This window comes from Rhizobacter sp., assembly GCF_035702065.1.
GTDB lineage: Bacteria > Pseudomonadota > Gammaproteobacteria > Burkholderiales > Burkholderiaceae_C > Rhizobacter.
Window position 1 is genome coordinate 1 of sequence record NZ_DASSRA010000208.1, and the last position, 12,303, is coordinate 12,303.

Below are 12,303 nucleotides of genomic sequence, written 5' to 3' on the forward strand. Positions count from 1 at the left end.
TGGCACGTTACCTTGGCCCCAAGGGCAAACTCTCCCGCCGTGAAGGCACCGATCTGTTCCTGAAGAGCGCTCGCCGCCCGATCGGGGACAAGGTCAAGTTCGACAGCAAGCCTGGTCAGCACGGCCGCACCTCCGGCTCGCGCACCTCCGACTTCGGCCTGCAACTGCGCGAGAAGCAGAAGGTCAAGCGCATGTACGGCATCCTGGAGCGCCAGTTCCGCCGCTACTTCGCTGAAGCCGAGCGCCGCAAGGGCAACACCGGTTCCAACCTGCTGACGCTGCTCGAGTCGCGCCTCGACAACGTCGTCTACCGTATGGGCTTCGGCTCCACGCGCGCCGAAGGCCGTCAGCTGGTGTCGCACAAGGCGATCACCGTGAACGGAACGGTCGTGAACATTGCGTCTTACTCGGTTAAGGTGGGTGACGTGGTCGCCGTGCGCGAAAAGGCCAAGAAGCAGCTGCGCATTGCCGACTCGGTGAAGCTGGCTGAAGGCCAGGGCATGCCGAACTGGGTGCAGGTCGACGCCAGCAAGCTCGAGGGCGTGTTCAAGAAGACGCCCGATCGCGATGAATTCGGCGCCGACATCAAAGAAGCCCTGATCGTCGAACTGTACTCGCGCTGACATCTGCGCCGGCCGTTTGCGCAAGCTGTGTGGCTTGCTCTGCGGCCTGTTCCAGTTTCCTTCGTCCGGTGGCGGCAGCGGCTGCCCCGGTTGGTCCCTCAGCCTTATCGGTGTAACGAACCGAGGGTATTGAAAGCAACGACCTCATGCAAACAAACCTGCTCAAACCCAAAGCCATCAATGTGGAGCCGCTGGGCGGCAACCGCGCCAAGGTCACGCTCGAGCCTTTCGAGCGCGGCTACGGCCACACGCTGGGCAACGCGCTGCGTCGCGTGCTGCTGTCGTCGATGGTGGGGTATGCGCCGACCGAAGTGACCATTGCCGGCGTGCTCCACGAGTACTCGGCCATCGATGGTGTGCAAGAAGACGTGGTTCACATCATGCTGAACCTCAAGGGCGTGGTGTTCCGCCTGCACAACCGCGATGAAGTCACCCTCGTCCTGCGCAAGGAAGGCGAAGGCCCCGTGACGGCCGGCGACATCCAGACCCCGCACGACGTGGAAATCATCAATCCCGATCACGTGATCGCGCACCTGTCGCAAGGCGGCAAGCTCGACATGCAGATCAAGGTCGAAAAGGGCCGTGGCTACGTGCCTGGCACGCTTCGCCGCTTCGGCGACGAGCCCACCAAGTCGATCGGCCGCATTGTGCTGGACGCTTCGTTCTCGCCGGTCTCGCGCGTCAGCTACACCGTGGAAAGCGCCCGCGTCGAGCAGCGCACCGACCTCGACAAGCTGGTGATGGAGATCGCCACCAACGGCGCCATCACGCCCGAGGAAGCCATCCGTGCCTCGGCCAAGATCCTGGTCGAGCAACTGGCCGTGTTCGCCCAGCTCGAAGGCAGCGAGATCGCCGCGTTCGACGCTCCGGCCCAGCGCAGCACGCAGTTCGATCCGATCCTGCTGCGTCCGGTCGATGAGCTCGAGCTCACCGTGCGTTCGGCCAACTGCCTGAAGGCCGAGAACATCTATTACATCGGTGACCTGATCCAGCGCACCGAGACCGAGCTGCTGAAGACCCCGAACCTGGGTCGCAAGTCGCTCAACGAGATCAAGGAAGTGCTGGCCTCTCGCGGCCTGACCCTGGGTGCTCGTCTGGAAAACTGGCCGCCCCAAGGCCTCGACAAGCGTTAATTGAATCAAGGGCCATCCGGCCCGGTGCACCCGGCAGTACCTGATACGGCTGCCGGCTTATTAGTCAGAAAGGAACAAGCACCATGCGTCACCGTAACGGACTTCGCAAACTCAACCGCACGTCGGAGCACCGCGCCGCGATGCTGCGCAACATGTGCAACTCGCTGCTGCAGCACGAAGCGATCAAGACCACGGTCCCCAAGGCCAAGGAACTGCGCCGCGTCGTCGAGCCGCTGATCACGCTCGCCAAGGAAGCCACGCTGGCCAATCGCCGCCTGGCCTTCGATCGCACCCGTGACCGCGACATCGTCACCAAGCTCTTCAACGAACTGGGCCCGCGCTACAAGGCTCGCCCGGGCGGCTACACCCGCATCCTGAAGATGGGTTACCGCGTTGGCGACAACGCACCCATGGCATTCGTCGAGCTGGTGGATCGCCCGGAAGTGGCTGAAGAAGCTGCTGCCGACAAGGCCGAGTAAGCCTTCTCGATCCAGCATCACCGCAAGGGCCAGCGCAAGCTGGCCCTTTGTCATTGGGGCATCCGGATTCTTGGCACACTCGCGCCATGGCCGAGCCGATCTTTCGCGTCGCCCACCTGCACAAGAAGTTCGGCGACAACCTGGTCGTTAGCGACTTGTCGCTGGAGATCCAGCCGGGAGAATGCCTGGGTGTGATCGGCCCCAACGGTGCCGGCAAGACCACCACCATCCGCATGTGTCTCGGCCTGGTGGGCCCGGATGGCGGCAGCATCCAGGCCTTCGGGCTGTCCATTCCGCAGCAGGTCCGCGAGGCCAAGAAGCGCATCGGCGTGGTCACGCAGTTCGACAGCCTCGACCCCGACTTCACCTGCGCGGAGAACCTGCGCGTGTACGGACGCTACTTCGGCTTGCCCAAGGCGATGATCGAGAAGCGCATTCCGCGCTTGCTGGAGTTCGCGGCGCTGCAGTCCAAGGCCCATGCACGGCCGGGCGAGCTGTCCGGTGGCATGAAGCGGCGCCTGAGCCTGGGCCGGGCCCTGATCAACGACCCCGACCTGTTGCTGCTCGACGAGCCCACCACTGGCCTCGATCCGCAGGCCCGCCACCTGATGTGGGAACGCCTGCAGAACCTGCTGCAGCAAGGCAAGTCGATCCTGCTGACGACGCACTTCATGGACGAGGCCGAGCGCTTGTGCGACCGCCTGATCGTCCTCGACCACGGACGCAAGATCGCCGAAGGCACGCCGCGTGGCTTGATCGCCGAGCACCTCGAAACCGACGTGGTCGAGGTCTACGGCGATGGCGCGACCGAGACAGCCATCACGCACGCCCGCTTCGCCGAGCGTGTCGAGACCAGCGGCGAGACCGTCTTCTTCTACCTGCGCCAGCCTCAGCCGCTGCTGCAGGCCCTGGCGCCCCAACACCAACTGCGCACGTTGCACCGGCCGGCCAATCTGGAAGACCTGTTCCTCAAGCTCACAGGTCGCCAGATCCGCGACGATGCCTGACAGGAGACGACGAGCATGCTGATCTCGATGTACGCCGCACCGCGCCTCAGCACCCGCTTCTGGCCGGTGGTGCTGCGCAACCTGCTGGTGTGGAAGAAGCTGGCCGTCCCGAGCGTGCTTGGCAACATCGCCGAGCCCCTGATCACCCTGGTGGCCTTCGGCTACGGGCTCGGCTCGATGATCGGCCAGGTGCAGGGCCTGCCCTACATCCAGTACCTGGCGTCGGGCAGCATCGCGGTGAGCTGCGCGCTGGCGGCCACATTCGAGGCGCTGTACTCGGCCTACTCGCGCATGGAGGTGCAGAAGACCTGGGACAGCATCATGAACGCCCCCATTTCGCTCGACGACATCGTCTTCGCCGAGACGCTGTGGGCGGCGATGAAGTCGATGTTCACCGTGATCGCGATCGTGGCGGTGATCTTCGTGCTGGGCATCGCGCGCTCACCGAGCATGCTGCTCGCGTTGCCCATGCTGTGCCTGGTCGGCGTGGCCTTCGCATCGATCGCGATGATCTTCAATGCGCTGGCCAAGGGCTATGACTTCTTCACCTACTACTTCACGCTGGTGATGACGCCGATGACCTTTCTCTCCGGTGTGTACTTTCCTATCGAGCAGATGCCCGGCTGGCTGCAGGGCGTGGCGCAGGTGCTGCCGCTCACCGCGGCGGTGGAGTTGGTGCGCCCGCTCATCATTGGCCAGATGCCGGAGAGCTTCGTAAAGCCGGTGCTGGTGCTCGTGGCCTATGCCGTCGGTGGCTACTACCTAGCACTCGTTCTCACTCGGCGAAGGTTCTTCAAGTGATCGGCGCTGCGTGATGTGCTATAGTCACAGGCTCAGTCGCGGGGTGGAGCAGTCTGGTAGCTCGTTGGGCTCATAACCCAAAGGTCGTTGGTTCAAATCCAGCCCCCGCAACCAAGTTTCGATGAACAGGCCCTCCGCGCGAGGGCCTGTTTTCATTTGGGCGCGTGCCGGCCCCTTGTCGTGGAGCCACGCCGCCGCGATTCATGAAAATCGTGAGTTTCGATTCACGATCGCCCGACTGGAGCGCCAGCGCTCCCCGAGCCACCATGCAAGACGGGGCTGACAAGCCCCCGCAGTGTCCAACCGGCGCTGCGAGACCGTCACAGGAGACTCTGCATGCAATGGCAAACACCGACCGCTACTGATTTCCGCTTCGGCTTCGAAATCACGATGTACGTCGCCGCCCGCTGAGCGGGTTGCTTCGTCGTCACCGGCGCCCCGGGTTCCCTGGGGTGCCGGCCAAACATGCGCATCACCGTTCTCGGTTCGGCCGCGGGTGGCGGCTTTCCGCAGTGGAACTGCAACTGTGCCAACTGCTCCGGCGTTCGTTCGGGCACGGTGCGGGCCAAGCCGCGCACGCAGTCGTCGATCTTCGTGCGGCCGGACGACTCGGCCGATGGCGTGTTGTTCAACGCCTCGCCCGACATCCTGGAGCAGATCCGCAGCCACCCGCACCTGCAACCGGCCCGCGCGGTGCGCGACACCGCCATCGCCGGTGTCGTTTTGATGGACGGCCAGATCGACCACGCCACCGGCCTGTTCATGCTGCGCGAGCGCGGTTCGCCGTTGCCTCTGTGGTGCACCGATGCGGTCGAGGAAGACCTGACCCAGGGCAACCCCATCCTGCGCGTGCTGTCGCACTTCTGTGGCGTGCAGCGCGAGCGCATCGGCCTTGACGGCGGCAGCTTCACCGTGCCCGGCGTGCCGGGGCTCGCCTTCCGCGCCATGCCCTTGTCGAGCAAGGCTGCGCCCTACTCGCCGCACCGCGACAACCCGGCGCCCGGCGACAACCTCGGCATCACCCTCGTCGACACACGCCGCGGCCGCAGCGTGTTCTACGCGCCGGGCCTGGGCGCCATCACACCGCCGGTGTTCGACGCGATGGCCTCGGCCGATGCGGTGATGGTCGATGGCACCTTTTGGGCCGACGACGAGATGAAGTCGCTCGGCCTGAGCCAGAAGTCGGCGCGCGACATCGGCCACCTGCCGCAATCGGGCGAAGGCGGAATGATCGAGTGGATGAGCAAGCTGCCGCGCACCACGCGCCGGCTGCTCATCCACATCAACAACACCAACCCCATCCTGAACGAAGACTCGCCCCAGCGCGCCGAACTCGCCCGCGCCGGCATCGAGGTCTGCGAAGACGGCATGGACATCCAGCTCTGACCCTCTCTGATCACCGCCACCATGCGCGCCGACATCAACCACGCCGCCCGCCACCCCGCCGACAGCGTCGGCCAGCCGGCCTGGAGCCGCACCGAGTTCGAGGCGCGCTTACGCGAGCGCGGCAAGTCGTACCACATCCATCACCCGTTCAACGTGATGCTCAACACCGGCAAGGCCACGCCCGAACAGGTGCGCGGCTGGGTGGCCAACCGCTTCTACTACCAGATCGCGATTCCCATCAAGGACGCGGCCATCCTCTCCAACTGCCCTGACGCCGCGGTGCGCCGCGATTGGGTGCAGCGCATCCTCGACCACGACGGCTTCGAGATCGGCGGCATCAAGGATGCGGGCGGCATCGAGGCCTGGTTGCGCCTGGCCGAAGCGGTGGGCCTCACGCGCGACGAGGTGCAGGACCTGCGGCACGTGGTGCCCGCGATGCGCTTCGCCGTCGACGCGTACATCAACTTCGCACGCCGTGCGCCCTGGCAAGAGGCCGTGTGCTCGTCGCTGACCGAACTCTTCGCGCCCGAGATCCACAAACAACGCCTGGCCACCTGGCCCGAGCACTACACCTGGATCGAACCGCAGGGCCTGAGCTACTTCCGCAACCGCCTGAGCCAGGCGCGGCGCGACGTGGAGCAGGGCCTGGCCATCACGCTCGACCACTTCAGCACGCGCTCGCTGCAGGAGCGCGCGCTGGAGGTGCTGCAGTTCAAGCTCGACATCCTGTGGGCGATGAACGACGCGATGGCCACGCGCTATGGAGTCACCGCATGACGGCGCTCTCGACAAGCAGCCAGCCGCGCATCGGCACCGGCTTCCGCCTGCAATGGGAGCCGGTGCAGGACTGCCACGTGCTGCTTTACCCCGAGGGCATGGTCAAGCTCAACGGCAGCGCGGGCGAGATCATGAAGCGCTGCGATGGCGAGCGCACGGTCGCGGCCATCGTGAGCGACTTGGAACAGGCGTTCTCGGCGCGGGGCCTGGAGCCCGACGTGCTGGCCTTCGTCGAGATGGCCGCCAAGCAGCGCTGGCTGGCCTGGGACTGAGGCATGGCGACCATCGGCCCACCGCTCTGGCTGCTGGCGGAACTGACCTACCGCTGCCCGCTGCACTGCGTGTTCTGCTTCAACCCGGTCGACTTCGCGCAGCAGCAAGACGAGTTGAGCACCGACGACTGGATGCGCGTGCTGCGCCAGGGCCGCGAGCTGGGCGCCGTGCAGTGCGGCCTGTCGGGTGGCGAGCCGCTCGTGCGCGACGACCTGGAGCTGATCGTCGCCGAAGCCCACCGCCTGGGCTACTACACCAACCTGCTGACCTCCGGCGTGGGCCTCACCGAAGCGCGAGCCGAAGCACTCAAGGCCGCCGGCCTCGACCACGTGCAGCTCTCGTTCCAGGACTCCACCCGGGAGATGAACGACTTCCTCTCGCACACCAAGACCTTCGCGCTCAAGAACCGCGTGGCCGGCCTCATCAAGGCGCAGGGCTGGCCGATGGTGATGAACGTGGTGATCCACCGCCTGAACATCGAGCACATCGACCGCATCATCGGCATGGCGGTGGAGATGGGTGCGGAGTACCTGGAGCTGGCCAACACGCAGTACTACTCCTGGGCCTTTCTCAACCGCGACCTGCTGCTGCCCACGCACGAGCAGTTGCGCCGTGCCGAGGAAGTGACCGACGCGTGGCGCGCCAAGCTCGGCGACAAGATGCGCATCTTTTTCGTCGCGCCCGACTACCACGAGGGCAAGCCCAAACGCTGCGTCAACGGCTGGGGCAGCATGTTCCTCACCGTCACGCCCGATGGCACGGCGCTGCCGTGCCACACCGCCAAGATGCTGCCGGGCCTGAGCTTCCCGAGCGTCAAGCAGCACGGCCTGCGCGAGATCTGGTTCGATTCCGAAGGCTTCAACCGCTACCGCGGCACTGGCTGGATGAAGGAGCCTTGCGCGAGCTGCGACCAGCGCGAGGTGGATCTCGGCGGCTGCCGCTGCCAGGCCTATTTGCTGGCGAACGACCCGGCCGCTGCCGACCCGGTGTGCGTCAAGAGCCCGCACCATGCGCGCGTGGTCGAGGCGGTGGAGCGCGCCGGCGCGCTGGCGCAGCGGCAGGCGGTGGAGCAGCCGCTGGTGTTCCGCGACCCGGCGAACTCGCGGCGGCTCAGCGCCTGAGGGACGAAGCCAGTGGGCTGTTCCCGGCCAAAAAGCGGAACATCAGTCGAAACGACGCACACGGCTGCTTGGGCTGAACACAGTCGCTTTCGCCGGCTCCACAGGAAGCAACCTGGGACGCTGGACGAGTTCTCCGTACGAAGCTTCGTACGTCCGCTGGACGATCAAGAGCGGTCTGCCGATCTTTCGGCTTGCAGGGCCAGCAGAGCCGCCACGGCGGCGGCTCCGATGCAAGCTGTGACCAAGAGCGCACGTCCTTCGAGGCGATCAAGGGCGACCCCGAAGACAAATGGTGCGAGTGCCTGCGCCGCGCGCGCTGGCACCATCAACCATCCCTGGCGAGCTCCGTAGCCCGCGCTGCCGAACAGCACGAGCGGCAACGTGCCCTTGGCGATCGTGAGAATGCCGTTGCCGGCGCCATGAAGGATTCCGAACAGCGGGGCGAATGTGGGCCCTCCGAGCAGCAGCACTCCCACGCCGAGCGGATGCATGGCCGAGGCCAAGCGCGCCGACAGCAGCGGATGAACCTTGCGCAGCCAGCCGAACTCGAGGAGCCGCGCCGCAACCTGGGCCGGCCCGATGAGCACGCCGACCAGCAGGGCTGTCGCTGTCGTCGCGCCGGCCGCTTGCATCAGTCGCGGCAGGTGCGCTGCCATCGCCGTGGAGATGAACCAGGTTGCGGCGAACACGAACGACAACAGCGACAGTGAGCGCCACGACGGCTTGTCCCCCTCGGGATGCGCTGTCGCGGCCGCATCGGAGCTCTGAGGCGAGGCGCAGGGCGCGGGCTGCGCCTTGGGCAACAGCGCGTTCAGTGGCAGGCCGACCAGCAGGTGCAACGCTGACCACGCCAAGCATGCGGTGCGCCACCCGTAGTGACCTTCCAGCCAGGACGAGAGCGGCCAGCCCACTGTGCTGGCAAAGCCTGCGATCAACGTGATGCCGGTGATGCTCGTCCGTGCATCACGACCATAGAGCCGCACCAGCGACGCAAAGGCTGATTCATACAGCCCGCTGCCCATGCCGATGCCCAAGACGATCCAGGCCGCGAACAGGCCTGTGGGGCCTTGAGACATGCCCAATCCGGCGAGCCCCAGCGCAAAGACGAGACTGGTGCCCATCAGCACGGGACGACCCCCAAGCCGGTCGATGGCGGCGCCGGACCGTGGCCCGACCAGGGCAGAGACGATCAAGGCAATGCTGAAGGCTGCGAACACCGTAGGCACCGAGGTGCCCAGGTCGCGCGCCATCGGTGCGGCCAGGATGGCCGGGAGATAGTAGGTCGAAGCCCAGGCCAGCGTTTGTGCCGCGCCGAGGCTTGCAATGGTGCCGGCGCGATTGCCCGGCATCAGCAGCACGAGGCCTTGGCGCGCACTGGTTCAACCGCAGGTCGCGCTGTCGTTCCGCAGCCGCAGCCGGATTTCCCCTCCGCCTTCTCTTGTTCGTCGAGGGCGCAGCATGCGGATGCGTCGGCTTTGGCCGGGCCTCCACAGCATGTGAGCGCCGCGACTTTCGCCTCGGCCTTGGACGTGCCACAGCTGCTGGTTCCGCAACTCGCCGCGGCGTTGATGGCCGGCAACGGAGTCGCCGACGGCGCGCTGCAGCACGACGCGTCGGTGATGCCTTCCGTGTCACTGCCGCTTGCGCTGCACACCCCGGTCTCGGGCAGATCGAGCTCCACGCGATCGGCGGCTTCGAGGTCGCCGGCGATCGCGGCGACGACCGAGCGCACCTGCTCGAAGCCGGTGGCCATCAGGAAGGTTGGCGCCCGGCCATAGCTTTTGACGCCCACCGTGTAGAGGCCCGGTTCCGGATGGCCCAATTCACGATGCCCGTGTGGGCGCACCGTGCCGCAGCTGTGCAGGTTGGGGTCGATCAGCGGGCCAAGGGCCTCGTTCGATTCGAGCCAGGGGTCGAGCTTCACGCGAAGTTCGCTGGCCAGCGACAGATCCGGCCGTTGCCCGGTGGCGCACACGATCTCGTCGATGCCGTCGATGCGCAGCTCGCGGCCATCAGCGTCCACCCCTTGCACGCGCAAGCGTCCGTCCGCCTCGTCGATGCGGGTGATGCGCAGACCTGGGTGGAACTCCAGCCCACCGGTGTCACGCAGCTGGCGCAGCGCGGCACCGAGCGCACCGCGCGCCGGCAAGGCATCCGCATCGCCGCCGCCGAAGACACGTGCCAGAGAGGGTGATCGGACCGACCAGACGAGCTTCGTTCCGCGCTCATGCCGCGCCAGTTCGGCCAGTGCGAGCAAGGCATTGGCCGCCGAGTGGCCTGCGCCGACGACGAGGGTGCGCTTGCCGGCGTAGCGGCTTCGCGCCTGGCCGAGTACGTCGGGGATGCCGTAGAAGATTCGCGCTGCTGCCTCTCGCTCGCCGAGGGCGGGCAAGCCGCTTGCGCCGACAGGGTTCGGGTGGTTCCAGGTGCCGGTTGAGTCGATGACGGCACGGGCCTTCAGTTCGAGAGGCACGCCCTTGCGCGTTGCCCGAATCACGAAGGGCGCTTTCTCTCGACCGGCGGTCTTCACCTTGTCGAAGCCTTCACGTGTGACCGACACGACGCGGGTGTCCAGGTACAGGACCGACGCGACTTGCGCGAGCTGCGCAAAGGGCTTCAGCACGCGCTCCACCACCTCGCCAGCAAGAGGCAGCGCGTCGGCGTCGGGGGCCTGCCAGCCGGTGGGCTCCAGCAGCCTGGCCATCGTCGGGTCGATGTCGTAGCGCCAGGGTGAGAAGAGACGCACATGACCATAGTCGGCGAGGTTGGCGCCGACCATCGAGGCGGCCTCGACGACGAAGAACGGGATGCCCCGCTCGATCAGCTTGGCGGCTGCGGCAAGACCGACCGGGCCGGCGCCCAGCACGGCGACCGGCAGGTTCTCCAGCCCGGTGGTCTCGGGCTGCTGGAATGCCAGTGCCATGAAGTCGGCGCTGGCCGGGCAGGCTCCCTGGAACTCGGCCGACTGCTGAAGGGTCACCGGCGCCTTCGCGCGGTCGGCGAGCGCGAAGCCAAGGCGCCGGAAGTACTCGCGCGCCGTGGTGGTCAACAGATAGATCGCTTTGAAGTTGCGGCGTCTGGCTTCCTCCAGCACGAGCGACACCAATTGCTGCCCGATGCCCTGATGGTGAAGACCTGGCGCGACCGCAACCGAGCGCAAGAGCACCACATCGCCCCGTGGCTCGGCACCGGCGCAGCCGACGATCTCCCGGCCGGACTCGGCAACGACGAAGGTCGACAGGTGCTCGCGGGCGCCGGCCAAGGGGAGCTGATTGGCCTTGAGGAGCGTCTCAATGGCGGCCCAGTCGGCCGGGTGGGCTTGGCGCAGGGTGATGGTCGGCATGAGGGTTCCTGTGAAGAGGGGTGGCACGGGTCAGCACCCGCAGGCGCTGGAGGTCTGAGCAGCAGGCACCTTGGACGGGCCGGCGCAGCAGTTCTGCGTGAGGTAGGCGAGCAGCTCGTTCATGCGCTCGTAGGCCGCCCGGTACATGACGAAGCGGCCCACCTGGGCCTGGGTTACCAGGCCCGCGTTGGAAAGTTCCTTCAAGTGAAAGGCCAGGTTGGTCGGCCCGACGCCGACCGCTTCGGCCAGTGCCTTTTGCGCGAGGCCTTCGTGACCTGCAATCACCAGGGCGCGAAACGCCTCCAGACGGACTGGGTGAGCGAGTGCGGCCAGGGCCTGAACAATCGAATTCTTATCCATGAATTCAAGAATACTTGAATCAAATGAGTCCTGCAAGGGGTCCGTGGGCCCTGGGTGTCACCGCGCTGTCATGTCCGAATCAAATAATTCAAGAAATCTTTGAATGCCATGGAAAACGAAGACGAACTGGCCGCCCGCGCACTCGGCGCGCTGTCGCAAGTGCATCGCCTGAAAGCGTTTCGTGCGCTCGTGGTCGCGGGCAAGGCGGGGCTCACACCCGGCGTGTTGAGCGAGCAGCTGGGCATCTCCCCGGCTTCGATGTCCTTCCACCTCAAGGAGCTGCTGTTCGCCGGGTTGGTCAGCCAGTCGCGCGATGGCCGCAACCTGATTTACCGCGCGTCGTTCGAGCGCATGAACGCGCTGCTGGGCTTCCTGACTTCGAACTGCTGCGAGGGGCAAGCCTGTGAACTCGAAGCGCCCCCTTGCAACTGCTGAAGCAACAAAGACTCGGAACCCGCTGACCATGACGACGCACGTGCTCATCCTCTGCACCCACAACTCTGCGCGCAGCGTGCTGAGCGAAGGGATGCTCAATCACCTGGCTGCGCGGCTCGGCCGCGACGTGAAGGCGCACAGCGCCGGCAGCGCGCCCAGCGGACGCATCAACCCGTTCGCGATCGAGGCGCTGAATCGCGCCGGCATCGACACCAGCGCCTACCGCAGCAAGAGCTGGGACGAATTCAGCCAAGACGGCGCACCGCCCCTCTCGATCGTCATCACCGTGTGCGACAGCGCGGCGGCAGAGCCGTGCCCGGTCTTCTTCGGCGGCAAGGGCGGCCACCCGGTCAAGGTGCACTGGGGCTATCCGGATCCGTCGAATGCCGAAGGCGGCGACGAGGGCAAGCGCCGCGCGTTCGAACTCACACGGCAGGCCATCGGCTACCGCATGCTGCAGGTGCTCGCGTTGCCGCTGGAGACGATGGATCAAGCTGAGATGCAGAACGCGCTCGCGGAGATTGGGAGAAGTTGAGATGAGCACCAGCACCTTGCCAGCCCGCGC

15 protein-coding genes and 1 tRNA gene are annotated in these 12,303 nt (G+C 66.1%); 13 read left to right on the forward strand and 3 right to left on the reverse strand.

Going from position 1 to position 12,303, the window contains the following annotated elements; genetic code table 11:
- The 11 genes from rpsD to pqqE form a co-directional block, all read left to right on the forward strand.
- On the forward strand, positions 1–623 hold a 623-nt coding region (gene rpsD / locus VFL64_RS09625), incomplete at its 5' end, for a 30S ribosomal protein S4 (protein ID WP_489540162.1).
- 146 nt (positions 624–769) lie between these two features.
- Positions 770–1,756: a DNA-directed RNA polymerase subunit alpha gene (locus VFL64_RS09630; protein ID WP_480319288.1), complete on the forward strand. Its 987-nt coding sequence runs from the start codon at positions 770–772 to the stop codon at positions 1,754–1,756.
- 83 nt (positions 1,757–1,839) lie between these two features.
- Positions 1,840–2,235 (forward strand): 50S ribosomal protein L17, encoded by a 396-nt coding sequence (gene rplQ / locus VFL64_RS09635; protein WP_489540163.1) that lies wholly within the window; start codon positions 1,840–1,842, stop codon positions 2,233–2,235.
- A gap of 86 nt (positions 2,236–2,321) precedes the next feature.
- Entirely contained in the window at positions 2,322–3,242 is a 921-nt protein-coding gene (locus VFL64_RS09640) for an ATP-binding cassette domain-containing protein (RefSeq protein WP_489540164.1), read from the forward strand.
- Positions 3,243–3,257: 15 nt separating this feature from the next.
- Positions 3,258–4,043, forward strand: coding sequence for an ABC transporter permease (locus VFL64_RS09645; protein WP_489540165.1), 786 nt, complete (start codon positions 3,258–3,260; stop codon positions 4,041–4,043).
- A 37-nt stretch (positions 4,044–4,080) separates the two neighbouring features.
- A tRNA-Met gene (locus tag VFL64_RS09650) sits at positions 4,081–4,157 on the forward strand.
- A 222-nt stretch (positions 4,158–4,379) separates the two neighbouring features.
- Positions 4,380–4,454, forward strand: coding sequence for a pyrroloquinoline quinone precursor peptide PqqA (gene pqqA, locus VFL64_RS09655; RefSeq protein WP_082000890.1), 75 nt, complete (start codon positions 4,380–4,382; stop codon positions 4,452–4,454).
- Positions 4,455–4,508: 54 nt separating this feature from the next.
- Positions 4,509–5,429 (forward strand): pyrroloquinoline quinone biosynthesis protein PqqB, encoded by a 921-nt coding sequence (pqqB, locus tag VFL64_RS09660; protein ID WP_489540166.1) that lies wholly within the window; start codon positions 4,509–4,511, stop codon positions 5,427–5,429.
- Between the two features lie 21 nt (positions 5,430–5,450).
- On the forward strand, positions 5,451–6,206 hold the full coding sequence (gene pqqC / locus VFL64_RS09665) for a pyrroloquinoline-quinone synthase PqqC (RefSeq protein WP_489540167.1): 756 nt from the start codon (positions 5,451–5,453) through the stop codon (positions 6,204–6,206).
- The gene (gene pqqD / locus VFL64_RS09670) at positions 6,203–6,478 is read left to right on the forward strand and encodes a pyrroloquinoline quinone biosynthesis peptide chaperone PqqD (RefSeq protein ID WP_489540168.1); all 276 of its coding nucleotides are present in this window, start codon (positions 6,203–6,205) and stop codon (positions 6,476–6,478) included. Before pqqC ends, pqqD begins: the two co-directional genes overlap by 4 nt.
- A gap of 3 nt (positions 6,479–6,481) precedes the next feature.
- Positions 6,482–7,600, forward strand: a complete 1,119-nt coding sequence (pqqE, locus tag VFL64_RS09675) for a pyrroloquinoline quinone biosynthesis protein PqqE (RefSeq protein ID WP_489540169.1) — start codon at positions 6,482–6,484, stop codon at positions 7,598–7,600.
- Between the two features lie 164 nt (positions 7,601–7,764).
- Here the strand turns inward: pqqE and VFL64_RS09680 are convergent, their stop codons facing one another.
- Genes VFL64_RS09680 through VFL64_RS09690 form a run of 3 tightly spaced genes read right to left on the reverse strand, consistent with a single transcriptional unit; the run spans position 7,765 to position 11,303 of the window.
- Entirely contained in the window at positions 7,765–8,949 is a 1,185-nt protein-coding gene (locus VFL64_RS09680) for an MFS transporter (RefSeq protein WP_489540173.1), read from the reverse strand.
- A complete protein-coding gene (arsN2, locus tag VFL64_RS09685; protein ID WP_489540170.1) occupies positions 8,949–10,943 on the reverse strand; it encodes an arsenic resistance N-acetyltransferase ArsN2 in 1,995 nt (664 codons plus the stop codon). Before arsN2 ends, VFL64_RS09680 begins: the two co-directional genes overlap by 1 nt.
- Before the next feature lie 30 nt (positions 10,944–10,973).
- Entirely contained in the window at positions 10,974–11,303 is a 330-nt protein-coding gene (locus tag VFL64_RS09690; RefSeq protein WP_489540171.1) for an ArsR/SmtB family transcription factor, read from the reverse strand.
- Between the two features lie 108 nt (positions 11,304–11,411).
- On the opposite strand from VFL64_RS09690, the gene VFL64_RS09695 reads away from it, so the two are divergent.
- Positions 11,412–11,738 (forward strand): ArsR/SmtB family transcription factor, encoded by a 327-nt coding sequence (locus VFL64_RS09695; protein WP_489540172.1) that lies wholly within the window; start codon positions 11,412–11,414, stop codon positions 11,736–11,738.
- 28 nt (positions 11,739–11,766) lie between these two features.
- Positions 11,767–12,273, forward strand: coding sequence for an arsenate reductase ArsC (locus VFL64_RS09700; protein ID WP_489540174.1), 507 nt, complete (start codon positions 11,767–11,769; stop codon positions 12,271–12,273).
- Positions 12,274–12,303: the final 30 nt, after the last annotated feature.